The organism is Cypionkella sinensis (assembly GCF_042646385.1).
GTDB classification, from domain to species: Bacteria; Pseudomonadota; Alphaproteobacteria; order Rhodobacterales; family Rhodobacteraceae; genus Cypionkella; species Cypionkella sinensis.
The window spans coordinates 2,836,620-2,860,069 of the sequence record NZ_JBHRTO010000001.1; the positions used below are offsets into that span (position 1 = coordinate 2,836,620).

The 23,450-nt window shown below is 61.4% G+C and carries 20 protein-coding genes and 1 tRNA gene; 6 read left to right on the plus strand and 15 right to left on the minus strand.

Annotation, left to right across the window (positions count from 1 at the left end):
- Nucleotides 1-29: 29 nt before the first annotated feature.
- From gltB to ACFOGH_RS14095, 6 genes are all read right to left on the minus strand, one after another.
- Complete coding sequence (gene gltB, locus ACFOGH_RS14070) at nucleotides 30-4,568, minus strand: glutamate synthase large subunit (RefSeq protein ID WP_380073705.1); 4,539 nt, start codon at nucleotides 4,566-4,568, stop codon at nucleotides 30-32.
- A 3-nt stretch (nucleotides 4,569-4,571) separates the two neighbouring features.
- Nucleotides 4,572-5,009 (minus strand): GFA family protein, encoded by a 438-nt coding sequence (locus ACFOGH_RS14075; RefSeq protein ID WP_380073706.1) that lies wholly within the window; start codon nucleotides 5,007-5,009, stop codon nucleotides 4,572-4,574.
- A complete protein-coding gene (locus ACFOGH_RS14080) occupies nucleotides 4,999-5,706 on the minus strand; it encodes a hypothetical protein (RefSeq protein WP_380073707.1) in 708 nt (235 codons plus the stop codon). The genes ACFOGH_RS14075 and ACFOGH_RS14080 overlap by 11 nt, the downstream gene beginning before the upstream one ends.
- 35 nt (nucleotides 5,707-5,741) lie before the next feature.
- On the minus strand, nucleotides 5,742-7,178 hold the full coding sequence (locus ACFOGH_RS14085; protein ID WP_380073708.1) for an NAD(P)-dependent oxidoreductase: 1,437 nt from the start codon (nucleotides 7,176-7,178) through the stop codon (nucleotides 5,742-5,744).
- A 207-nt stretch (nucleotides 7,179-7,385) separates the two neighbouring features.
- The gene (locus tag ACFOGH_RS14090) at nucleotides 7,386-8,180 is read right to left on the minus strand and encodes an undecaprenyl-diphosphate phosphatase (protein WP_380073709.1); all 795 of its coding nucleotides are present in this window, start codon (nucleotides 8,178-8,180) and stop codon (nucleotides 7,386-7,388) included.
- A gap of 18 nt (nucleotides 8,181-8,198) precedes the next feature.
- On the minus strand, nucleotides 8,199-9,182 hold the full coding sequence (locus ACFOGH_RS14095) for a complex I NDUFA9 subunit family protein (RefSeq protein WP_380073710.1): 984 nt from the start codon (nucleotides 9,180-9,182) through the stop codon (nucleotides 8,199-8,201).
- A 168-nt stretch (nucleotides 9,183-9,350) separates the two neighbouring features.
- Between ACFOGH_RS14095 and ACFOGH_RS14100 the strand changes: the two genes are divergently transcribed.
- A tRNA-Leu gene (locus ACFOGH_RS14100) sits at nucleotides 9,351-9,435 on the plus strand.
- Nucleotides 9,436-9,829: 394 nt separating this feature from the next.
- Nucleotides 9,830-11,299, plus strand: a complete 1,470-nt coding sequence (locus tag ACFOGH_RS14105) for a hypothetical protein (RefSeq protein ID WP_380073711.1) — start codon at nucleotides 9,830-9,832, stop codon at nucleotides 11,297-11,299.
- A gap of 58 nt (nucleotides 11,300-11,357) precedes the next feature.
- Here ACFOGH_RS14105 and ACFOGH_RS14110 read toward each other — a convergent pair whose 3' ends face one another.
- The 8 genes from ACFOGH_RS14110 to ACFOGH_RS14145 form a co-directional block, all read right to left on the minus strand.
- Entirely contained in the window at nucleotides 11,358-12,746 is a 1,389-nt protein-coding gene (locus ACFOGH_RS14110; RefSeq protein WP_380073712.1) for an FAD/NAD(P)-binding protein, read from the minus strand.
- Nucleotides 12,743-12,895, minus strand: a complete 153-nt coding sequence (locus ACFOGH_RS14115; protein ID WP_380073713.1) for a hypothetical protein — start codon at nucleotides 12,893-12,895, stop codon at nucleotides 12,743-12,745. The genes ACFOGH_RS14110 and ACFOGH_RS14115 overlap by 4 nt, the downstream gene beginning before the upstream one ends.
- The gene (locus ACFOGH_RS14120) at nucleotides 12,876-13,481 is read right to left on the minus strand and encodes an RBBP9/YdeN family alpha/beta hydrolase (protein WP_380073714.1); all 606 of its coding nucleotides are present in this window, start codon (nucleotides 13,479-13,481) and stop codon (nucleotides 12,876-12,878) included. Before ACFOGH_RS14120 ends, ACFOGH_RS14115 begins: the two co-directional genes overlap by 20 nt.
- Nucleotides 13,482-13,623: 142 nt before the next feature.
- Nucleotides 13,624-14,277 (minus strand): RraA family protein, encoded by a 654-nt coding sequence (locus ACFOGH_RS14125; protein WP_380073715.1) that lies wholly within the window; start codon nucleotides 14,275-14,277, stop codon nucleotides 13,624-13,626.
- A gap of 52 nt (nucleotides 14,278-14,329) precedes the next feature.
- Entirely contained in the window at nucleotides 14,330-15,262 is a 933-nt protein-coding gene (locus tag ACFOGH_RS14130) for a cyclase family protein (protein ID WP_380073716.1), read from the minus strand.
- A 27-nt stretch (nucleotides 15,263-15,289) separates the two neighbouring features.
- On the minus strand, nucleotides 15,290-16,498 hold the full coding sequence (locus ACFOGH_RS14135; protein ID WP_380073717.1) for an aminotransferase-like domain-containing protein: 1,209 nt from the start codon (nucleotides 16,496-16,498) through the stop codon (nucleotides 15,290-15,292).
- Nucleotides 16,488-17,225 (minus strand): SDR family oxidoreductase, encoded by a 738-nt coding sequence (locus ACFOGH_RS14140; RefSeq protein WP_380073718.1) that lies wholly within the window; start codon nucleotides 17,223-17,225, stop codon nucleotides 16,488-16,490. Before ACFOGH_RS14140 ends, ACFOGH_RS14135 begins: the two co-directional genes overlap by 11 nt.
- Before the next feature lies 1 nt (nucleotide 17,226).
- A complete protein-coding gene (locus ACFOGH_RS14145) occupies nucleotides 17,227-17,544 on the minus strand; it encodes a DUF1330 domain-containing protein (protein ID WP_380073719.1) in 318 nt (105 codons plus the stop codon).
- A gap of 135 nt (nucleotides 17,545-17,679) precedes the next feature.
- On the opposite strand from ACFOGH_RS14145, the gene ACFOGH_RS14150 reads away from it, so the two are divergent.
- Nucleotides 17,680-18,129 carry an Lrp/AsnC family transcriptional regulator gene (locus ACFOGH_RS14150; RefSeq protein ID WP_380073720.1) on the plus strand — a complete coding sequence of 150 codons (450 nt, stop codon included), beginning with the start codon at nucleotides 17,680-17,682 and terminating at the stop codon, nucleotides 18,127-18,129.
- Here the strand turns inward: ACFOGH_RS14150 and ACFOGH_RS14155 are convergent.
- Nucleotides 18,126-20,453, minus strand: a complete 2,328-nt coding sequence (locus tag ACFOGH_RS14155; RefSeq protein ID WP_380073721.1) for a transketolase — start codon at nucleotides 20,451-20,453, stop codon at nucleotides 18,126-18,128. The genes ACFOGH_RS14150 and ACFOGH_RS14155 overlap by 4 nt on opposite strands.
- A 131-nt stretch (nucleotides 20,454-20,584) precedes the next feature.
- On the opposite strand from ACFOGH_RS14155, the gene ACFOGH_RS14160 reads away from it, so the two are divergent.
- From ACFOGH_RS14160 to ACFOGH_RS14170, 3 genes are all read left to right on the plus strand, one after another.
- On the plus strand, nucleotides 20,585-21,049 hold the full coding sequence (locus tag ACFOGH_RS14160) for an Lrp/AsnC family transcriptional regulator (protein WP_380073722.1): 465 nt from the start codon (nucleotides 20,585-20,587) through the stop codon (nucleotides 21,047-21,049).
- A gap of 230 nt (nucleotides 21,050-21,279) precedes the next feature.
- Nucleotides 21,280-22,161 (plus strand): AraC family transcriptional regulator, encoded by an 882-nt coding sequence (locus ACFOGH_RS14165; RefSeq protein ID WP_380073723.1) that lies wholly within the window; start codon nucleotides 21,280-21,282, stop codon nucleotides 22,159-22,161.
- Nucleotides 22,162-22,363: 202 nt separating this feature from the next.
- The gene (locus ACFOGH_RS14170; protein WP_380073724.1) at nucleotides 22,364-23,416 is read left to right on the plus strand and encodes an ABC transporter substrate-binding protein; all 1,053 of its coding nucleotides are present in this window, start codon (nucleotides 22,364-22,366) and stop codon (nucleotides 23,414-23,416) included.
- Nucleotides 23,417-23,450 lie beyond the last annotated feature (34 nt).

The window sequence follows — 23,450 nt, forward strand, 5'->3', positions numbered from 1 at the left end:
AAAGGCCCCCTATCGGGGGCCTTTTGTCGTTACTCTGCAGGAACTTTCTGCACTTCGTCGGACAAGGGATGCGACAGGTGGGGCAGCATCTCTTTCGGGCAGATTTGCAGGAAGTTGGCGCGTTCGTTCACCCAATCGGCAAGGATGCGGGCGGCGATGCGCGAGCCGGTTTCGGCCGCGTGGCGCTGGATCAGGCCGCGCAGTTGCAGCTCCCAATGCGGATGGGCGACGGCGCAGGTGAGGACGGTTTCGTCGTTGACGAAATCTTCCGCCGTGGCGTGGGGGTCGTAGACATAGGCCATGCCCCCGGTCATGCCCGCGCCGAAGTTGGCACCGATGCGGCCCAGGATCACCGCGACGCCGCCGGTCATATATTCGCAGCCGTTGGAACCACAGCCTTCGACCACCACCGATGCACCCGAGTTGCGGACGGCGAAGCGCTCACCCGCGCGACCGCTTGCAAACAGGAAGCCTGCGGTTGCGCCATACAGCACGGTGTTGCCGATGATGGTGTTATCCTCGGCCTTCAGCGGCGACGACATTTGCGGGCGCACGACGATGGTGGCACCGGACAGGCCTTTGCCGACATAGTCGTTGGCGTCGCCTTGGACTTCCAGCTTTAGCCCGTTGACCGCGAAGGCGCCAAGCGACTGGCCGCAAGAGCCGTGCAGTTTCACCGTCAGATGGTCGGGTTGCAGGGTGTTGCGCATACCGAATTTCTTGACGATATGCGATGAGGCCCGCGTGCCGATGGTGCGCAGGGTGTTTCTGACAGCATACGAAAGCTGCATCTTCTCGCCGTCTTCAAAGAACCGCGCGCCGTCTTTGACGATTTCGGCGTCCAGCGTATCGGGGACGTGGTTGCGGGGTTTCGAGCGGTCATAGGTGATCTTCTGCGCGCCATCGACGGTGATCAAGAGCGGGTTGAGGTCAAGATCGTCGAGATGGGCCGAGCCACGCGAAACTTGGCTCAGCAGGTCAGCGCGACCGATGATTTCATCCATGCTGCGCGCGCCGATTTGCGCGAGGATTTCGCGGACTTCCTGTGCGTAGAAGGTGATCAGGTTGACGACCTTATCCGCCGTGCCGGTGAATTTGGCACGCAGGGTGGTGTCTTGGGTGCAGACGCCGACCGGGCAGGTGTTGCTTTGGCACTGACGTACCATGATGCAGCCCATGGCGATCAGGGCAGCGGTGCCGATGCCGTATTCCTCGGCCCCCAGCATGGCCGCCATCACCACATCGCGTCCCGTGCGCAAGCCGCCATCGGTGCGGAGCGTCACGCGTTCGCGCAGGTTGTTCATCGACAGCACCTGATGCGCCTCGGTCAGACCCATTTCCCACGGCAGGCCGGCGTATTTGATCGAAGTGCCGGGGGATGCCCCGGTGCCGCCGTTGTGGCCCGAGATCAGGATGATGTCGGCCTTGGCCTTGGCCACGCCTGCGGCGATGGTTCCGACGCCCGATGCCGACACCAGTTTCACCGTGACTTTGGCGCGCGGGTTGATCTGCTTCAGGTCGTAGATCAGTTGCGCGAGGTCTTCGATGGAATAGATGTCGTGGTGCGGCGGCGGGCTGATCAGCGTCACGCCTTTGGTGGAATGGCGCAAGCGGGCGATCAATTCGGTCACTTTCATGCCGGGAAGCTGGCCACCTTCGCCGGGTTTGGCACCTTGGGCGACTTTGATTTCCAATTCTTCACAGGCGTTTAGGTATTCGGCGGTGACACCGAAACGGCCCGAAGCCACCTGTTTGATCTTGGCCGAAGGGTTGTCGCCATTGGCTTCCGGCAGGAAGTGGGCGGGATCTTCACCGCCCTCGCCAGAGTCCGACTTCGCGCCGATGCGGTTCATCGCGACGTTCAGGGTCTTGTGCGCCTCTGGCCCGAGGGCCCCCAGCGACATGCCCGGCGTCACAAACCGTTTGCGGATCGAGGTGATGGATTCAACTTCCTCGATCGGCACCGGCTTGCCCAAGCTCTTGATATCCAACAGATCGCGGATATGGATGGGCGGGTTCGACCGCATCGCGGCGGAGTATTGCTTCCACAAATCAAAGCTGGCGCGGTCGCAGGCGGCTTGCAGCATGTGCATCGTCTGCGCTTCCCATGCGTGCTTTTCGCCGGAACGCCGCGCCTTGTAGAAGCCACCGATGGGCAAAACGTCTGCGCCACCAAGCCAGCCTTTGGCGTGGACTTCCTCGACCTTCATCTGCAAGCCTTGCAGACCGATGCCCGAGATGCGGCTTTGCATGCCGGGGAAATACTCGGCCACCATGGCGCGCGACAGGCCCACGGCTTCAAAGTTCAGGCCGCCGCGATAGGACGAGATCACCGAAATGCCCATTTTGGACATGATTTTCAGCAGGCCCGCATCGACGGCATAGCCATAGCGGCGCATCGCATCGACCAAGCTGCCCTCGATCAGACCACGACGGATACGGTCGGCGATGCTATCTTGCGCAAGGTAAGCGTTGACGGTGGTAGCGCCCGAGCCGATCAGGACGGCGAAATAGTGGGGGTCGATGCACTCGGCGCTGCGGACGTTGACCGAGCAGAAGGTGCGCAGGCCCTTGCGGGTCAGCCAGCTATGCACGGCTGAGGTGGCCAGAATCATCGGCATTGCCACCTTTTCGGGAGACTGATGCTGATCGGTCATCACCAACTGGCCAGCACCCGAACGCACGGCGTCTTCGGCCTCGGCGCGGATACGTTCCAGACCTTGGCGCAGGGCGTCGGGACCAGCGTTGGCCGGGAAGGTACAGTCGATGAAGGCGACCTGATCACCGAAGCGTTTCACCAGCACATCAAATTCGGCATTGGCAAGGAACGGGCTTTCCAAGACCAGAATTTCCGACTGGGCGTTGGTTTCATCCAGCACGTTGCGCAGGTTTCCAAAGCGGGTTTTCAGCGACATCACCCGGCCTTCGCGAAGCGAGTCGATCGGCGGGTTGGTGACTTGGCTGAAGTTCTGCCGGAAGAAATGCGACAGAGGCCGGTAGACCGACGACAGCACGGCGGCAGGGGTATCATCACCCATTGAGGCGATCATTTCCTTGCCATCCTCGGCCATCGGGGCGAGGACTTGTTCGAGTTCTTCGACGGTAAAGCCAGCGGCGATCTGGCGCTTGCGCAGCTCGGCACCTTCGTACATCGCCACTTCCGGCACGTCGCGCAGCAAAGCGTTCAGATCGACGATCTTCTGAATCCAGTCGGCATAGGGCTGGGCGGCGGCGAGTTTGTCTTTCAGCGCGACGTCGTGGTAAAGTTTGCCCTCGGCCATATCGACAGCGATCATCTGCCCCGGCCCAAGCGCGCCTTTTTCGCGGATGGTGGCTTCATCGACCGGGACCATGCCAGCTTCGGAGCCTGCGATCAGCAGGCCATCACCCGTCACCACATAGCGCATCGGGCGCAGGCCGTTGCGATCAAGCCCGCCGCAAACCCAGCGGCCATCTGTCATCGCAAGGGCAGCGGGGCCGTCCCATGGTTCGATCACTGAGTTGCAATAGGCATACATATCGGCCCAAGCGGGCTTCATGTCAGTGGTGGCTTTGCTCCACGCTTCGGGGACCAGCATGGTTTTGGCAAGGGGAGCATTGCGGCCCGAACGCACGAGGGCCTCGAACACGGCATCGAGCGCACCGGAGTCAGAGGTGCCTGCGGGGATGATCGGCTTGATATCTTCGGCGGCGTCGCCAAAGTTGTTGGACGCCATCCGAATCTCGTGGGATTTCATCCAGTTGACGTTGCCTTTCAGCGTGTTGATCTCACCATTATGGGCCAACATGCGGAAGGGTTGCGCCAGCCACCACTGTGGGAAAGTGTTGGTGGAATAGCGCTGATGGTAGATCGCGAAGGCGGATTCGAAACGCTCGTCTTGCAGATCGGGGTAGAAGGTGGCGACCTGCTCGGCCAGCATCATGCCTTTGTAGATGATGCTGCGGCACGACAGGCTGCACAGATACATGCCCTGAATCTGGCTGGCGAGGGCGGCCTTTTCGATGCGGCGGCGGATGATGTAAAGCTCGCGTTCGAACTGTTCCTCGTCGATGCCCTTGTCGTTGCGGATCAGGATCTGTTCGATCTCGGGCCGGGTCGCATTGGCTTTCTCGCCCAGCACGCTGGTATCGACCGGGACGTGACGCCAGCCGTAGATGTAGTGGCCCATGCGGAGGACTTCAGCCTCTACAATCGTGCGGCAACGCTCTTGCGCGCCGAAATCGGTGCGCGGCAGAAAGACCTGGCCGACGGCGATCAACTTGTGGATGTCAGGCTCGTGCCCGGTGCGGCGGACCTGATCGTAGAAGAATTTGACCGGAATCTGCACATGGATGCCCGCGCCATCGCCGGTTTTGCCATCCGCATCGACGGCGCCGCGGTGCCAGATCGCTTTCAGCGCGTTGATGCCGTTTTCGACCACTTTGCGGGAAGGCTTGCCCGATACTGCGACCACCAGACCCACGCCGCAGGACGAATGTTCGTCTTCGGATTTATACAGGCTGTTGGCATCCATATAGGCGCGCTTGGCTTCTTCGGCACGCACCCAGGCTTCATCATAAATCGTCATGGCTCACTCCTTGGGGCTGGCTGCGTAAAGGGCTTCCACTTCGGCCCCTGTCAGTTTTTGCGTGTTACCCGCAAAGGCCCAGGCATCGGGCTTGCGGTCATAGTAGATTTCCTGAGTCAGCTTCAGCCCACGCAAATCATCCAACAGACCTGCGGACAGGAAGTAATCGGCCTGATCGCCCGGTTCTGTGAAGCGATACCAAAGGCCCGAGCCACAACGGCTGCAAAAGCTGCGTGCCGCCCAATCCGAGGATTGATAGGTCGATACGGATTCTCCACCGTGAACGATCACCGCATCATGTGGCACGATCACTGTCATGCCAAGGGCACCGGAATGGCGGCGGCAGTTTTCGCAATGGCAGGCGTGGATGTCTGGGCTCAATCCGCTGATCTGCAAGCGGACTGCGCCGCAAAGACATTGGGCGGTGCGTTCATCGGCCATCGGATGCTCTCCACAACTGTTCAAGCGGGGTGGCTTCGGACATCACGGCATCACATTCAAAAATCGGTTGGGTGGCGGCGAAGCCTTTCTCACCGGGCAGAATGAATTCGACTGGGCTGCCTTCCAGCGGCAGCCACTGCGTGCCATCCCACCATTCGGACTGGCCCGAGAAGAAATTCCGCCACTCGGCGCTGATGTATTCGTGGCCGCGGGCCTTGCGCAGCTCATTCCCGGCGTCATCGGTTTCGACATATTCGAACTGAGTGCGTTGCAGGGTAACGCCGTCGATGGTGGCAGTCTCGCCGGTCAGCTTGTCGAAGCCTTTGACATTGGTGTGTTCGCCGTCGTCTTTCGTCAGGCCGAATTCGAAATCATCGCGGCCCGTGGCAAGAAGGCTGGAGAAGTTCGCCGGGTCTGCCGGGTTCGGATCAAGGGTTTGCTTGACGGTGGGGTTCAGATCATAGCTTTCGATCCACTGGGTCTCGCGGTCGATTTTCGACAGGTAGAACATGCCTTCCTGATCGAAATCCGCACGCCATTTGTCGCCGGGATTGTCCGCAGCACAGGTGTAGTAGTTCGCGACATAGCAGCCGCGCCCCTGCACGGTGAGGGTGGCGGTGCAACCCTCGGGTGGGGTGAAGCTGCCCGCGAGGGCGGGAGCGGCGAGGAAGAACAGGGGAAGCAGGGCAATCCGCATGGTTCAATGTCCTTAAAGCTGTGATCGGTGTGGGATCACTCTGCCGCAACCGAGGCCGGTTGTGCCAGATATGCCAAGATGCTGTCGGCGGCTTCGCGGCCGTCGCGGATCGCCCAGACCACAAGGCTTGCACCGCGCACGATGTCACCTGCGGCGTAGACACCGGGCAGGTTGGTGGCGTGGGTGCGGAAATCGGCCTTGATCGTGCCCCAGCGGGTGACGGCGAGGTCGGGGACGCCCCAGAGGGTGGGGACGGCTTCGGGTTCAAAGCCGAGCGCTTGCACGACAAGATCGGCGGGTTCGATATAGTCGGCGCCTTCGATCAGTTCGGGGGTTTGGCGGCCAGAGGAATCCGGCGCGCCGAGGCGCATTTTCTGCACCATGACGCCTTCAACCGTGGTGCCGCCGGTGAAACCTTTGGGGGCGGAGAGCCAGACGAACTCGACGCCTTCTTCCTCGGCGTTTTGCGTCTCGCGTTGGCTGCCCGGCATGTTGGCTTTGTCGCGGCGGTAGAGGCATTTCACCGACGTGGCCCCCTGACGGATGGCGGTGCGGACGCAATCCATCGCGGTATCGCCACCGCCGATGACGACGACGCGCTTGCCCTCGGCGTTCAGCTCGCCGCTGTCAAATTCGGCAACCTCGTCGCCAAAGGATTTGCGGTTGGACGCGGTGAGATAATCGAGCGCGCGCACGATGCCTTTTGCACCAACACCGGGGGCCTCGATATCACGGGCTTTATAGACACCGGTGGCGATCAGGATGGCGTCATGCTGGCCACGGATGGCGTCAAACGACAGATCCTCGCCGACCTTGCAGTTCAGCACGAAGGACACGCCGCCGGCCTCAAGCTGTTCGATGCGCTGCATCACCACGGGTTTTTCCAGTTTGAAGCCGGGGATGCCGTAGGTGAGCAAGCCGCCTGCGCGGTCGTAGCGGTCATAGACGGTGACTTGCACACCAGCGCGGCGCAAAACGTCAGCGGCGGCAAGGCCACCGGGGCCAGCGCCGATGATGCCGACGGATTCCGAGCGTTGCGCGCGGGGGGCGATAGGCTTGACCCAGCCCATTTCCCAGGCCTTGTCGGTCAGGTATTTCTCGACCGAGCCGATGGTGACGGTGCCATGGCCGGATTGCTCAATCACACAGTTGCCTTCGCAAAGGCGATCCTGCGGGCAGATGCGACCGCAGATTTCCGGGAAGGTGTTGGTGGCTTGGCTAAGCTCATAGGCTTCTTCCAGACGGCCCTCGGCGGTGAGGCGCAGCCAATCGGGGATGTTGTTGTGCAACGGGCAATGCGACTGGCAATAGGGCACGCCGCATTGGCTGCACCGCGAGGCCTGCTCGGCGGCTTTTTCGACCGCGAACTGACGATAGATTTCATCGAAATCATGGCTGCGGGTGTCAGCATCGCGCTTGGTGGGCATCTCTTTGCCCAGCGTCACGAATTTCAGCATTTTCTGCCCGGCCATGATCTGCCCCTTAGGTGGAATGTCACTGTTGGGCGTTGATACTTTGGAACGGAATCAAATAAAAGTCAGTATGATTGACCTATCTTTCAGTTTTAACGCTGTTAGGTCAACATTTCTGACGGATCGACTGAAATATAGGTCAGCATTCGTTACCTATATCGGGAAAACGAGCCATTTTCTGCTCAATCTCAAGGCGATTCGGGATTGTCAGGCGAGGATACCCGCAGCCGTTAGCGCCAGCAGCAGGCCGCCGAAGGCGATGCGGTAGATCGCAAAGGCGGTGAATCGGTGGCTGCGGATATAGGTGAGCAGCCATTTCACCGCGACAAAGGCGGTGATGGTAGAGACAACAAAGGCGATGGCGAGCGAGAGCCAATCGCCCTCTGTGCCGCCGTGGCTAACCTGTTTCAGCAACTCGTAGCCGCTGGCGGCATACATGGTCGGGATACCGACGAGGAAGGCGAATTCGGTGGCGGCGGCGCGGTTCGAGGTGCCCAGAAGCATGGCGACAAAGATCGTGGCGGCAGAGCGCGAGGTGCCGGGGAACACCCCCGCGACGACTTGCGCCAGACCGACAGCGATGGCGACGCGCAGTGTGATGCGGCTGCTGTCTGGCAGTTTGGCGGCGAAATGCTCGGCCACCAGCATCCAGATGCCACCGATCACCAAGGCCCAAGCGATGGGCTGGATGGTGTCTGGCAGTTGAAAGCCGAGTTTCTTGACGATCAGGCCGAGGATGGCGGTGATCAGGAAGGCGAGTGTCAGCTTGATCAGGTAATCGCGGTTTTCCGGCACGCGGAAGTTCAACAGCAGATCCATGATGCGCCGCCAATAGATCAGCGTCACCGCCAGAATCGCCCCAGCCTGAATGACGATATTATAGGTGTCAGACCGCGCACCCAGCCAGTGTTCGGCCAAAAGAAGATGGCCGGTGCTGGAGATGGGCAGAAACTCGGTAATGCCTTCGATCACGCCAAGCAGGATGTCGCTGAGGTATTGCATGGCGATTCCCTCGGGCGATCAGGCTTTCTTGAGGTTCTTGGCCGATTCCTTGATCGCGGCATATTGGCCCGAGGGGCGGTAGCGCCACAGATATTCCGGGATCACCGAAGCGTAATCGGTGGCGGGGATGCCCAGATCGGCCAAGGTTTTGGCACCAGGGGCGACGACGTTGTCGCTGCGCAGCGAGGCGACTTGATCGCGGGTGATCATGCTGTTCTTGAAGATACCGCCGGTCGCGAAGGATGCGAAATCCAGCAGGCTGGCCGGGATCAAAGCGATGGGAAACGGCAAGTTCAGCACCAGACGGCGGCGACGGATCACGCCAAGCATCTTGGTGATGATGTCGCGGAAGCTTTCGGCATCGGGGCCGCCAAGCTCATAGATGCCCGTCGCCTCACCCAGAATGCCTTTGACGGCGGCTTGCGCGACATCATCGACATAAACCGGCTGGAACTTGGTCTGCGCGCCGACCAAAGGCAGGATCGGCCCAAGACGCGACATCGCACCAAAGCGGTTGAAGAAGCCGTCCTCGTTGCCGAAAATTACCGAGGGGCGCAGGATCATGGCTGTCGGATAGGCAGCAAGAATGGCAGCCTCGCCCTCGCCCTTGGATTGCGCGTAAAGGCTGGCACCGTTCACATCGGCCCCGATGGCCGAGATATGCACCAAGCTTGCAATGCCTTGCTGTGCGGCCAGACGCGCGATGCGGCCAGCGCCTTCGGACTGCACGGCGGCGAAATTGTTCTTGCCGCCACGATCAAAGGTGCCGACGCAGTTCACCACCGCATCTGCCCCGGCCATCGCGGCCAGCACCGAAGCATCATCGCGGATGTTGCAGAACACAGGCTCGACCTGACCCGGTGTGCCGTAGGGTTTGACAAACAAAGCCTCATTCGGGCGGCGGCAGGCGACGCGGACGCGCCAGCCCTGTTTCGCCATCCGGCGCGCAATGTAGCGGCCAACGAAACCCGATCCGCCGTAGATCGTGACAAGCTTGCTCATGCGTAACCCCTTTGGCCGCCGATGTGGTTGCTGCCTGAATAATCTGACCGGGCCACAGCGGCAAGTCTAATGCGGCAAGTCCATTCACCGCGACAGATTTTCCAGATTTTTCGTTTTGCCCCTGTTGACTCCCCCCAACGGCGCGGCTACATCGCCCCCACGACACTTGCCCTGGTGGCGGAATTGGTAGACGCGCTGGTTTCAGGTACCAGTGTTGCAAGACGTGGAGGTTCGAGTCCTCTCCTGGGCACCAAGTCTTACAGAAAACCCCGCAGCTTGATTGCTGCGGGGTTTCTTGTTTTCGTCACCCGGACGGCGAGGCAGCTTTGAATTGACTTGCAAATGCGACCTTCTAAGCATTGATCAACAGATGATTTTGTCTTTGGAGTCCGAGTATGCCGCGCCCCGTTTTTCTAGGCCGCCCGATCCCGACAGCCACAAACCCGATTTCTGATGAAGTGGGCGGCGGCATCGGCCTTGGGAATGGCAACGTGCTGGCCTTTTGGCAGCAAGACCGGATGGAGGGGCATACCCCCGTTTCGGAAGGGTTCAAGATACGGATCATCGACAGCGTTGTGGGCACCGTTGGCGCTGAGATCACGCTTGATCTTGGCGCTGAAAGCGCGCGTTCTACGTTGCCCGAGGTCGTGGCACTGGCGAATGGCAATTTTGTGGTGTCGTGGACAAGCCTCTATGTGGCTGGCGTGGGCGTGCATGCGTTGTTTCGGATGTTTGATGCGCAGGGCACGGCTTTGACGCCGGTAACACAGGCCGATCCGGTTAGCGGGGGGAACGGGTCTGACGGGCTGGATATCACCGCGCTTTCAAACGGCGGGTTCGTTGCGGCATGGGGACAATATCACAACAGGTCTTACGAGTGCTACGCGCAGACGTATGACGCCAGCGGAGTCGCCGTCTCGCCGGTGGTGCAGTTGAACGCCTTTGTCCGGGGTTCACAAGGTTATCCCGAGATACAGGCCTTGGAGGGCGGCGGATTTGTTGCTGTCTGGACCGATCAGGGCGGCCCTTACAGTTTGGTTGATGGCGCTTCGCAAGTGGCGCGGCTGTTTCAGGCCGATGGCACGCCGATTTCCGCACCGTTCCGGGTGAACCAAAGCATCAATGGCAGCCATGATATAAGCCATGCGCTTGCCGTAACAGTGCTTGCGGGTGGCAATATCGCGATGGTGTGGCAGCATAGCGTCGATACAACAGATGGCTTGGGTCGCACCATCGACACAATCGTAACGCGCGTTTTCAGCAGCACCGGCGCGGCCGTTACGCCAGAGACGGAGATTTCTGTCGCGGCGGCGGGTATGTCACCGGTAAATCCCACCATCACCGCGTTGCAAGACGGCCGGTTCATCACGGCCTGGACAGAATATACCTTTAACTCTGACTTGAATGAAAGGTTCACCCATGTCGTTGCACGGATCATTGGTGCGGACGGCAGCACGGCTGAGGCGCCTTTCATCGTTGAGCAGGCTGCCGCGAACTGGGCAACCAGCCCTACCGTTTCAACGCTTGCCGATGGGCGTGTGTCAATCACATATTCTGTTCAGGCTGGGCCATTTGACCGCCCTGATCTGCTGACCCAGATCATTGATCCCCGACTTGCGGCGGTAGATCTTCACGGCAAAAATGGCGATGAGCATATGCTTGGCACACGTTTTAACGATAGCATCGCTGGCGGTCTGGGAGCGGACCGATTGAACGGTGGGGCTGGTAACGATCGCCTGCTTGGTGAGGCTGGGAATGACGTTTTGACCGGTGGCTTGGGTAACGATCTAATCTATGGCGGTTATGGCTACGACAGGCTGTCGGGGGGTGCTGGGCGCGATACGCTTGTAGGTGGCGCGAACAATGACGTGCTGACGGGCGGAGCAGATCGCGATAACTTCGTGTTTCAAGCAGGAAGCGGCGCAGATCGCATCACCGATTTCGACCCCAGTCAGGACATATTGAACTTTCGCGGCCTGCATTTCGCAAATGCGGACGAAGCATTGGCCGCGTTTTCACAAACGGCCGATGGCGCGTTGTTTTCGTATCAAGGTGTCACCGTTCTGCTCAGCGGGATTGATGTCACGCAGTTGGATGCATCGCTGCTGTTTATCTGAGACGCGGCCACGCGCTTTTGGGACTAGGGCGCTTGACGGTCTGGGGGTGTCTTGCAAATCACACCACTGCGATTTCGGCGGCCAACCCCGCCACCTGTTCGCGGATGTCGGGGATGGCGGTGATTTCCCAGAAGGCGGCGCGGGAGGCGGGGCCGATGACGTGGATGCGCGGGCTGGTGCTGCCATCTGCGCGGATCAGGCGGCAGTGGGCATCGACCTCGAGCCCGATGCGCAAGGGGTCGATGCGGGCGGCTTTTTGCGCCAGCAGGCTTTTCACCAAGGGCGTTGCGTTTTGTTCGGGGTCGCGGCGGATGCCACGGCAATCAATGATGCGGGCGGCGGCGATGGCCTCGCTGTCTGCACTGCCAAAGGGGCGGACATAGGCGAAGAATCCACCCTCGGCGCGCGGCACGGCATCCTGAAAGGCGGCTTTGCGAATGATCAGTTGGCCGTCCAGAATGGCTTGATGCACGGCGGCTTGTGACTGTGGCGGGATGCGGTGGCGATGCACGTCCCACCACGTCGCCCCGTGGCGCAGGAAGCGGGCGCGCTCGGGCGTCGGCAGGCTGCGCCACAGGGTTGCGACATGCGGGCGGATGCCATCGACGGCATCGCGCCACGTGCCGCCTTGCGCGATGGCGGCACGGGTCAGACCGCGCGCCCAAGCCAGCAGGGCAGAGGCCGTGGCCCCGCGCGGCAGGTGTTTGGCGTCAAGCTGCATCGGTTTGGTGGCGGTGTGATCCCGCGGCAGCAGGCCCCGGCGGGACAGTGACAGGATCGGCCCGGTGTGGCCCGAGCGCAGGATGGTCAGCACCTGATCGACCATCGACAGGCCCGATCCGATGATGATGATGCGCGATTGCGGCGGCGGGGGTTCCTGCGGGCTCCACGCGTCGGTCAACGGCCATTCGCGGGCCTGATCGGGCACGACATGGCCGGTTGCCAGCACGGCCCGGTCGGCGCGCAGGGATTGGCCATCGGCCAGATGCAGGGCGACGCCCTCGGTGGTTTCGGCGAGATCGGTGACGTTCTGGTAGATGCGGATCAGCCGGGGATCGGCATCCCACTCGGCCAGCAATGCGCCCAGATAGCTGCCATAGGTGGCACGGCTGACAAAGCCCTGATCGCTGACCGTGGTGTCATGATAGCGTTGCAGCCATGCGTGGAAGTGCTGCGGATCATCGGGAAAGCCGCTCATGTTATGGACGCGGGTGTTCAGCAGATGCTCGGGGTCGATGGTGCTGTAGGCGATGCCCGCACCCATCGCGCCCGTGCGCTCGATCAGGGTAACGCGGGCGGTGTCGGGGTGACGCAGCAAATGCACCGCCATCAGCACACCACTCGCCCCACCGCCGATGATGGCGACATGCGCGCCTTTCGGCGGACCAGAGGACAGGTTGGCCGGCGTTGTGGCGGCGGTGGAGGGCGGGATGAACAGATCGTTCATAGCAGGCCTATAGTGATCAGGCTGACGATGGTGATCGCTAGCAGGCCGGTGGCCGCCCAGAGATGGCCGGGTGCGGGGGGTGTGACAACATCGGTGTCTTGGTGGGCAAGGTAGGCTTCAAGACCGGGATCATAACCGCAGTAGAACATCGGTATCTCCTATCGCTGGGGGGAAAGGCTGAGGGTGCCGCGCGGGGCGGGCCAAGCGCGGGGCGGATTGCAGCAGCAGATCATCGCGCAGGATTTTGCCGAGTGGCCAGGGGCCAAAGCCTGAGACGACGTTGATGTGCCCGGCAAAGCCAAGGTCCACCAGATCGGCGCGCCATGCCGTTGCCAGATGGCGGGCGCGGTGGAAGCGCATCCACGGATCGTTGCGGCTGGCGACAACGGTAGCGGGGATGTGTAGTGGCGTTTCGCGGATGGGCGCGAAGGATTGGATGCGCGGTTGGCCTGCGGGTTCAGCCGGGGCGACCAACAGGGCCGCGCGGGCGTTGAGTTGTGGCCAAGCTGTCAGCACACGGGCAATCAGCACAGCGCCAAGGCTATGGCCAACCAGAACGGCGCCGGGGTGGCGCAGGATGCTGCCTGCCAGTTCAGCCTCCCACCGGGCCGGATCGGGGCGGGCGGGGTCGGACAGATCGACCATCAGCGCATCAGGGTCCGTTGCAGCCCACCAATCTTGCCAATGCGGTGCGGGCGATCCATCCAGACCGGGAACCAGAAGCGTTTTCACCATAGCGGCCTCGCTGTGTTGCTTCTGATTACTCTATCAAACTAATCGTGATTTATTTTTCCAAAGTTCCGGGGCGCGGGGGAAATTTCTTCTGCGCAAGCGGCGGCGCGCGGCAGTTCCGCGCGCCTGCTGATTCTGGATGGGTTCAGTCGAGCCTGAAGATGCTGCTGACCGGATCACCTGCGGCCAGACGGCGGCTCCATTCGGCCTCTAGCCGCAGTTTGGCCTCGGCAACGTCGATCAGTTCGGCAAGACTGGTCACGGGAAGAGCGACAAGGCCATCGTCGTCGCCCAAGATCAGATCACCGGGTTGCACGACAATGCCGCCAAAGCTGACGGGAACATTGACTGCGCCATGGTCGGCTCCGGTCGGGCCACGCGGGGTGATCGCTCGGCTGTAGACGGCGAAGTTATCCAGACCGGCAAGGGTGCCCGTGTCGCGAATAGCACCGTCGCAGACAATGCCCGCCGCGCCTTGGGTGTGGAGTTGTCCTCCCAGAACGTCGCCGATCATCGCATGTGCGGCATGGCCTGCGGCGGCGATTACCAAGACCTGTCCCGCGCCGGTTTGGCCGATGGCATGCAGCACCGCGCCGAAATCGGGGGCGGTGCAGTGGACGGTGACAGCGCGGGCGCAGAGGCGGGGTTGTTGGCCTGCGGGGCGCAGGGGGCGGATCAGCGGGCTGATTTGCTGCGTGGGGACCAGATCAACCGCCACCGAGACAGGGATGCGCTGCCAGCGGGCCAGCAGCTCGTGTGGTATGGCGTCAAGCGTTGGATTGGCTTGTGTGACGGGCATGTGCTGTCCTTGAGTAGTGGGCCAGCCGCCGGGGTGGCGGCTGGCTGATGGGCTATTTCCGCACGCGCATGCCAAGCTTTTCATCAAAAGCAAGCGGCTTGTCGGATTTCGGCAGCGGCGCTTCAGCGACTTCGCCAACCGAGACGCCATATTTCCAATCCGGCGGGCAGATCGCGATGTAACGGGCATAGCCGCCCAAACCGCCGCCGAATTTCGGGAAACCGATGGCGACCAGCGCACCCACTGGCGGGACTTTATCGAGATTGGCGACGCCCTCGGCCTGGGCAAAGCCGTTGTGCATCAGCCAGTATTCGCCTTCCAGCGTGGGCGTGGCGTCGGTATCCAAAGGCTCGTGGCCGTGGAACAGGATGTGGCGTTCCAGATGCAGGAATTTCAGCGCATCAAGGCTGACACCGGGGAATGGCGCGCGGGCCGCAAATTCTTTGTCCGGCCAACCTTTCGACCAGCCCGAGCGCACCATCACCACCGAGCCTTCGGGGATACGGCCATATTCCGCCTCGAACGCCTCGATATCCGAGACTTTCAGCGCATAGCCAAAGTCCTTTTCAACTTGCGGCTCCATGTTGATCACCACCAACGGGCGCAAAGTGTAGGTGGCAGGCAGTTCATCAATCGCCGGATATTCCGGGGCCCAATGTGCTGGCGGGTCCAGCTGCGTGCCAAGCTGATCGGTCCGCAGGATGTAGTTTGTGGCTTCGAACCCATGCTTTTCGTAGGTGAAGGCATCGCCCTTGGCGACATAGCCCTCCGTCGCGACGCCAGCGGTGGCGGGCGCAAAGGTGGGGCCACCAAAGCCCGCCCAGACCGGAATGTCGGGGGTGATGGTGTGGGTCAGATCGACATATTTCGCCGATTTTAAGCTGTCGTTATAGACTTTCCACAGGCCGGGGTCTTCGGCTTGGGCGGCGGTGCCCAGCGCCAAGGCAAACAGCGTGGCGAGCGGCAGATACGACTTCAGGTGCATGGCAGTCCCTTTCTTGGTTCAGGTGGATCAGGCGGCTTCGGCAAGGCAGGCGCGGGTGGCGGTGGCCAGACGGCGGATGCCTTCGGTCAGTTTTTCGGGCGGGTTGAAGGTGAAGTTGATGCGGATGGCGCGGCGGTTCTGCCCTGTGGGGTCGAACACGCTGGAGGGCGTGATGCAGGTGCCATTGGCAAGGGCGGCGCGCAGCAGATGGTCGGTGTTCAGCGCCGGATTGCGGGCGGTGGCCCAGACGAACATGCCGCCTTCCGGTGTTTGCCAATCGAACAGGTCGGCGAGATGGGTTCGCATCGCGGCGCACAGCGCATCGCGGCGGTCGCGGTAGAGGTTCAGGATGTTGGGCAGGATACTGTCAGTCAGGCCAGAGGCGAAAGCATCCAGCGTGATGCGCTGGCCGATGCCAGAGGTGGACATGTCAGAGCCTTGCTTCGCCATCACAAGGGCTTGGATCATTTCAGGGGCTGCGATCACCCAACCAACGCGAAAACCGGGGGCGAGTTCTTTGGACAGGGTGCCAAGGTAGATCACCGGGCCATCATAGGCCCCGCCCGTCGCCGCAAGCGTCAGCATACGCGCCAAGGGGGCGCTGTCGTAGTAAAGCGTGCCGTAGGGGTCATCCTCGATCAGCCAAGTGCCAGTGGCTTGCGCAGCGGCGACTAACGCCTGACGATCGGCCAGCGGCACCAAGCGCCCGGTGGGGTTAGAGAAATTCGGCACGGTATAGGCGAATTGCGTACCGTGCAGGGCGGTTTCGGGTGCGAAGTCATTGGCATCCAACCGCATCGGGCGATAGCTGGGGCGGCGCGGACGCCACGCATCCAATGCACCAAGATAGGCCGGGGTTTGCGCGGCGATCAGGCTGCCTTCCTCCAGCAGCACCTTGCCGATCAGATCAAGCCCCTGCATCCCGCCGGATGTGATCAGCACGTTTTCGCGGGAGAGGAGAAGACCGGGGGCGCTGAAACGGGCGGCGATCAGATCGCGCAGGGCGGGCAGGCCTTCGATCGGGGCATAGGCGAGCGCGTCGGTGGGGTGATCTTGCACGGCTTTCGCCGCCAGATCGGACATGGCTTTGATCGGCCAAGTTTGCGGATCGGGCAGGCCGCCTGCCATGTTGATCAGGCCGGGGATTTGGCCTGCCGACAGGAAGATTTGCGTCACATCATTGGTGTCGCCCAGCCATTTGGCAAAGGCCGGGCGGCGGGATGTTTCAGATGCCATGCAGCAAACCTCCATCCACGGCGATGGCTTGCCCGGTGATGTAGGACGCACGGCCTGAGGCAAGGAAGGTGGCGAGGGCGGCAAACTCGGCGGGTTCGCCCAAGCGTCCAGCGGGGATTTTCGGCCCCATCGTGGCGTTATCGACGCCAAGTTCTGCCATGCGGTCGGTGTTGGTGTAGCCGGGCAGCAGGGCGTTGACGGTGATGCCCTGCCCCGCCACTTCACGCGACAGGGTGTTGAGCATCCCCAGCAGACCAGCCCGCAGAGCGTTGGAGATCACCAGACCCGGCTGCGGCTCTTTCGCGGCGATGGAGGTGACGGCAAGGATGCGGCCCCAGCCTTTCGCCTGCATCGCGGGCAAGGCGGCCTGCATGGACTCGACCGCCGCCAGCCACAGCGCCTGAAAGCCGGTCTGCCATGCGGCGGTATTGGTGGCGGCAAAGCTGCCGGTGGGCGGGCCGCCGCTGTTGGTGACAAGGATGTCAGGGCCGCCGCCCAGCAGATCGGTGGCGGTCTGCACCAAGGCTGCCCCTGCGCCGGGGGTGGCCAGATCACCGGGCAGCGCAAGGCAGCCGATCTCGGCGGCGACGCGCTTCACCCGTGCGGCATCCCGCGCGACAATCACCACGCGCACGCCTTCGGCCACCAGATCAGCCGCGATGGCGCGACCCAAACCGCGCGAGCCGCCGAACACCAGCGCCGTTTTCCTTGTCAGCTGCAGATCCATGCTACACCTTCGGATCGGGGGCGGCGGTGTTGTCGCTGCCCGCTTGCAGATACATCTGGCCCTTGGACGCCATGCGGCGGAAGGCCGAGGCGCTTTGATAATCGGCGTCGTTATACCAAGCCTGTGCTGCATTGGTGTCGGGGAATTCCAGCAGGACTTGACGATGGGTAAAGGCCGGGCCCTCCAGCGAAACAATAGCCTCGCCGCGCGTCAGGAACTTGCCGCCGTAGCGCGCCAGAGTGGCGGGGGTGAGGGCGGTGTATTTGCGGTAAGTTTCGGGATCGTGGATGATCATGGTGCAGACGATATAGGCGGGCATGGCGCGCTCCGAGATGAGGGGTTTGCCGGAAAGGGTAGGACAGGATTGCTGGCGAAGGTCTGCAAAGACTTGCAGTTTTGTCGGTTATGTTGAAGGTATTCACCCAGAAACCCGTATTTCTGAGGGAATCTCACTATGCTTGATCTCGACTCGATGGATCACCGGATTCTGGATGTGCTGCGGCGCGACGGGCGGATTTCGATGCTGGATCTGGCGGATCGGGTGGCGCTGTCGCCGACCCCTTGCGCGCGACGGGTGAAGCGGATGGAGGAGGCCGGGGTGATCACCGGCTATGCCGCGCAGATTGATCGGCGGGCTTTGGGGCTGAACGTCTGCGTGCTGGTCTCGGTGCGGTTGGCGCGGCACGGGCCGGAAGGAACACGCGAGTTTCTGTCGGCGGTGGCGCGACATCCCGAGATCACCGAATGTCTGCTGGTGACGGGCAATCTGGATTACATGCTGCGCATCTGGGTGCGCGATATTGAGGCGCTGGGGATTTTCATCCGCGATGTGCTGCAATCCATCCCCGCCGTGGCCGAAACCACGACGATGGTTATTCTGAAGCAGGACGGCACGGCGGGCTAATGACCTGCGGGGCGCGCGCCCGCTGTCAGGCTCGCGATGCGTTCGACCATGCTGGCGGCGTCGATACCGAAGTGACGGTAAAGGTCGCCAATGGTGCCGGTCTGGCCGAAATGCTCGACCCCCAGCGGGATGGTGCGATGGCCGCGCACGCCGCCAAGCCAAGCCAAAGTGGCCGGGTGGCCGTCGATCACCGTCAGCAGGGTGCAATGGGCGGGAAGCGCGCCAAGCAGGTGTTCGATATGTGAAATGGCGGCAGGGTTACCACGGGCGCGGGCGCGCTGGGCGGCTGTCCATCCCGCGTTCAGCCGATCTGCCGAGGTGACGGCCAGCACGCCCACATCGCGGCGGGTTTCGGCGATCACGCCTTGGTAGGCGATCACCACATCGCAGTTCGGCCCCGGTGGCCGCAGCCAATAGCCGCCGTCGATGGCACCTTGGCGAAAGGCTTGATCGGCGCGCTGGCCCGGTTGCTCGATGGGATTGGTGGACAGCCGCAGATAAACAGCGCCCCCGGTTTCATCGCGCAGCCATGTGCGTTCATCCGGGTCGCCGGTGCCGTCGCGTTGCAGGTAGTCAAAGGCCCACGCCATGATGACGGCGAGTTCATCGACGAAGGCAGGCTCGAAGGCGGCAAGGCCATCTTGCGCCATGCCGATCAAGGGCGCGGCGATGGATTGATGCGCACCGCCTTCGGGGGCAAGGGTGACGCCTGACGGGGTGCCGACGATGACAAAGCGAGCATCCTGATAGCAGGCGTAGTTCAAGGCATCGAGGCCACGGGCAACAAAGGGATCATAGACCGTGCCGATGGGGATCAGGCGTTTGCCGAACAGGGCGTGGGACAGGCCAAGTGCGCCCAGCAGCAGAAACAGATTCATCTCGGCGATGCCGAGTTCGATATGCTGGCCCTCGGGCGTAAACTCCCATTTCGCGGTGGAGGGAATCTTCTGATCTTGAAACGTGTCGGCTTGGACGGTGCGCGCGAACAGTTTGCGGCAGTTGACCCAAGGGCCGAGGTTGGTGGTGCCGGTCACATCGGGCGAGGTGGTGACGATGCGGGCGGCGAGATCGGAGTCGGATTTCGCCAGATCGTCAAGGATTTTGCCAAAGCCCATCTGGGTGGAAATGTCGCGGTCGGACCCAGCGGTGATTTGTGGGACTTGGAGGGCGGCGTCAGTGAATTGGCGCGGGCCTTTGGCGAAGAATGGCGCTTTGGACAGGAAGTCTTGCAGGGCTTTGGGGTCGGCAACGGTGGCGAAGGGTTCCCATTCCTGCCCTTCCGGCACGCCCATATGCGCCTGCCATTCGGCCATTTGCGCTTTGGTCATCAGACCGCCGTGGTTGTCTTTGTGGCCCGCAATCGGCGTGCCCCAGCCTTTGATCGAATAGGCGAGAAAGCAGGTCGGGCGGTCGTGATCTATGGCGGCGAAGGTTTCGGCCATGGTCTGCACGCAGTTGCCGCCAAGGTTTTCCATCAACTCGGCCAGTTCGGCATCGCTGCGGCGCGCGATCAGGGCGCTGACCTCGCCTTGATCGCCAAGATCGTCGAGCAGATGCTGCCGCCAGACCGCCCCGCCTTGAAAGGTGAGCGCTGCGTAAAGCTGGTTCGGGCAGGCGTCGATCCAAGCGCGCAACGCGGCACCGCCCGGCTCGGCAAAGGCGGCGTGTTGCAGGGCGCCGTATTTGATGCGGATGACCTGCCAACTGAAAGCTTGAAATATTTTTTCAATACGCTCGAACAGGCCTTCGCGCACGATGCCGTCCAGTGACTGACGGTTATAGTCGATGATCCACCAAGTGTTGCGCAGATCGTGTTTCCAGCCCTCTTGCAGACATTCGTAGATGTTGCCCTCATCGAGTTCCGCATCGCCGACCAGTGCCACCATCCGGCCCATTGGCAGCTCCTGCCCCCAGGTTTTCGCTGCGATGTAGTCTTGCACGATGGACGCAAATGAGGTGATCGCCACGCCAAGGCCCACTGAACCCGTCGAGAAATCCACATCATCCACATCTTTGGTACGGCTGGGATAGCTCTGCACACCGTGAAAGCCGCGAAAGTTCTGCAGCTTTTCCAACGGCAGATGACCCATCAGATACTGCATGGCATGAAAGATCGGCGCGGCATGTGGTTTCACAGCGACCCTGTCCTCAACCCGCATGGCCGAGAAATACAGCGCCGTCATGATCGACACCATCGACGCGCTGGAGGCCTGATGTCCGCCGATCTTGATCGCATCCGCCTTGGGTCGGATGTGGTTGGCGTGGTGGATCATCCAATGTGACAGCCACAACAAGCGCTGCTCGATGGTTTTCAGGTGAGACATGGCGCCGGATCCTCTGAAACAATTTCTGTTTGGATATGTATAACGCCGACACAACGGTGAATCCCGGCTATCTCAGGCAATTTAATGCTGCTACTTGATGCCTATCGTCACATATCGCGGAGCAATTGGTGATGTCAGCCAAACCTGATACCTTTGACACCACGATTCTGCGGCTTCTCCAGAAGGACGGGCGGCTGACCATCAACGATCTAAGCGCCCAAGTCGGTCTCAGCCCATCCCCCGTGGCACGGCGAGTGCGCCTGTTGGAACAGGCGCAGATCATCACCGGATATGCCGCGCTGATCGACGAGGCGGCGCTGGGATTTGGCGTGTCTGTGTTCGTGTCGGTGCAACTCGACAAGCAGGTGGATGAGGCATTGGCAACGTTTGAAGCCGCAATCGCCGACTTTCCCGAGGTGGTTGATTGCTGGCTGATGACCGGAAGTCGGGATTATCTGCTGCGGGTGGCCACATCGGGATTGCCCGAGTTTGAACGTTTTTTGGTTGGGCGGTTGACCAAGGTGCGCGGTGTCGCCTCAATTGAATCCTCGATTCCGCTACGGCGGGTCAAGGCGGGATTGGCGCGCGTGCCTTAGCTAGCGGTGATTCTCCGCAGCGCACCACAAGCGCACAACCCGTCGACGCACGATATTGTCACCGATTTCCTGCAAAAAGAGCAAAAAAGTATCAGGCTGCGCGTGCTGCCGTAGTAGTCTGAGATGAATCTGCCTGTTACCTTTCCAGTGTGTCACGGCAAAACCAACCGGGCACTGCGACGCAAACACCACGGCCCCGAGCCATGGACTTGCGCAGGGAGGAGACGCGGATGAAACCGGATCTAGAGGTTGTCCAGATTGGGCGCTCGGAATCTTTCAAGGCCTGGGCGCATGGCTATCCGTATCACACGGTGCGCTGGCATTTTCACCCGGAATACGAGATTCATCATGTGGTGGCCACGTCGGGTCATTACTTCGTGGGCGATTTCATCGGCAATTTTGAACCGGGCAATCTGATTTTGACCGGACCGAACCTGCCACACAACTGGGTCAGCCATCTGGCCGAGGGTGAAAGTGTGCCGCTGCGCGGCCGGGTGTTGCAATTCACCGAAGAATTCATCGGTGACGCAATGGCGTTGTTCCCCGAGCTTGCTGCCTGCCGCGACATGCTGGAGAAAAGCCGCCGTGGCGCTTTGTTCAGCCCCGCCACTGCTGAACTTGCCGCGCCGCTGATGGCCGAGTTGGTGACAGCACAGGGCATCCGCCGGATCGAGTTGTTTGTGGGCCTGCTGGGTGTGTTGCAGCGCGCCGAGATCACCACATTGACCTCTGCCAGCTATCTGCCTGACCCTTCGGGCTTTATGTCTACCGGCATCAACGAGGCATTGGCCTATATCAACGCCAATCTGACGGAACCCTTCACCGAAACCGATCTGGCGGCGATTGCCGGGCTGTCGCCTTCGGCGTTTTCGCGCAGTTTCCGGCGGCATACCGGGCAGGCACTGGTGAAATACGTCAACCGCTTGCGGATCAATCTGGCTTGTCAGTTGCTGATGGGGCGCGATGAGATGAAGATCACTGATGTGTGTTTTTCGTCTGGTTTCAACAACATATCCAACTTTAACCGGCAGTTTCAGGCGCAGAAGGGCATGACGCCCTCTCGGTTTCGCGATTTGCTGGCGGAGAACGAAAAGACGGCCATCGCGGCCTGACACAACGATTTCGGCCAAGAACCCTTGGGGAAGGAGGAGACCTCTAGGTTTGCGGCGAATACCCGGCTTTGGTTTCGGCAGGATGGTAACGGCGGCAGGTTCTTCTGCCCTCGCATGGCCATGCTTTGCCTGAACCGGCCAACCGCTTTGGGCGATGACCAGCGCCCGAAGTTATAGAAACGGTCAACATGGAGGATGACCAATGACACTTTCCAAATCGCATCTGCTGGGTGGCTTGGCGCTGTCTACCGCCTTGATCAGCGGCAGTGCTTTCGCGCAAACCGCGGGCACAGTGGCATTTCTGATGCCCGACCAGGCCTCGACCCGCTATGAGCAGCACGATTTCCCCGGCTTCCAGGCCGAGATGAAAAAGCTGTGCCCCGATTGCACGGTGATCTACCAGAACGCCACCGCTGACGCGAACCTGCAGCAGCAGCAGTTCAACTCGGTGATCACCCAAGGCGCGAAAGTCATCGTGCTCGATCCGGTGGACAGCTCTGCCGCAGCCGCCATGGTGGCGATTGCGCAAAGCCAAGGCGTGAAGGTGATCGCCTATGACCGCCCGATCCCGGACAAGCCTGCGGATTACTATGTGTCGTTCGACAACAAGGGCATCGGCAAGGCGATTGCGGAATCGCTGATGAACCACCTGAAAGAGCTGGGCCTGCCCACCGACGAAGGCGGCGTGTTGCAGATCAATGGCTCGCCCACCGATGCGGCAGCCGGGCTGATCAAGGACGGTATTCACGAGGGCATCGCCGCTTCGGGTTACAAGACCTTGGCCGAGTTCGACACGCCGGAATGGGCACCGCCGAAAGCGCAGGAATGGGCAGCAGGCCAGATCACCCGCTTTGGCGCCGATATCATCGGTGTGGTGGCCGCAAATGACGGAACCGGCGGCGGTGCGGTTGCCGCATTCAAGGCGGCGGGTGTAGACCCGGTGCCACCAGTGACCGGCAACGACGCGACCATCGCAGCGCTGCAACTGATCATCGCAGGGGATCAATACAACACCATCTCGAAACCCTCGGAAATCGTGGCAGCGGCTGCCGCGCAAATTGCTGTGCAGTTCCTGAATGGCGAGACCCCGAAGGCCGAGATGAGCCTGTATGACACCCCATCGCAACTGTTCGTCCCGGCGGTTGTCACCCGTGAAAACCTGAAGGCCGAGATCATCGACAAGGGCATCAACACCGCAGCCGAACTGTGTGTCGATCGCTATGCCGCTGGTTGCGCGGAGCTTGGTATCAAGTAACCGCCTCCCTACCGTCTGGGCCGCCCTCCCCGGC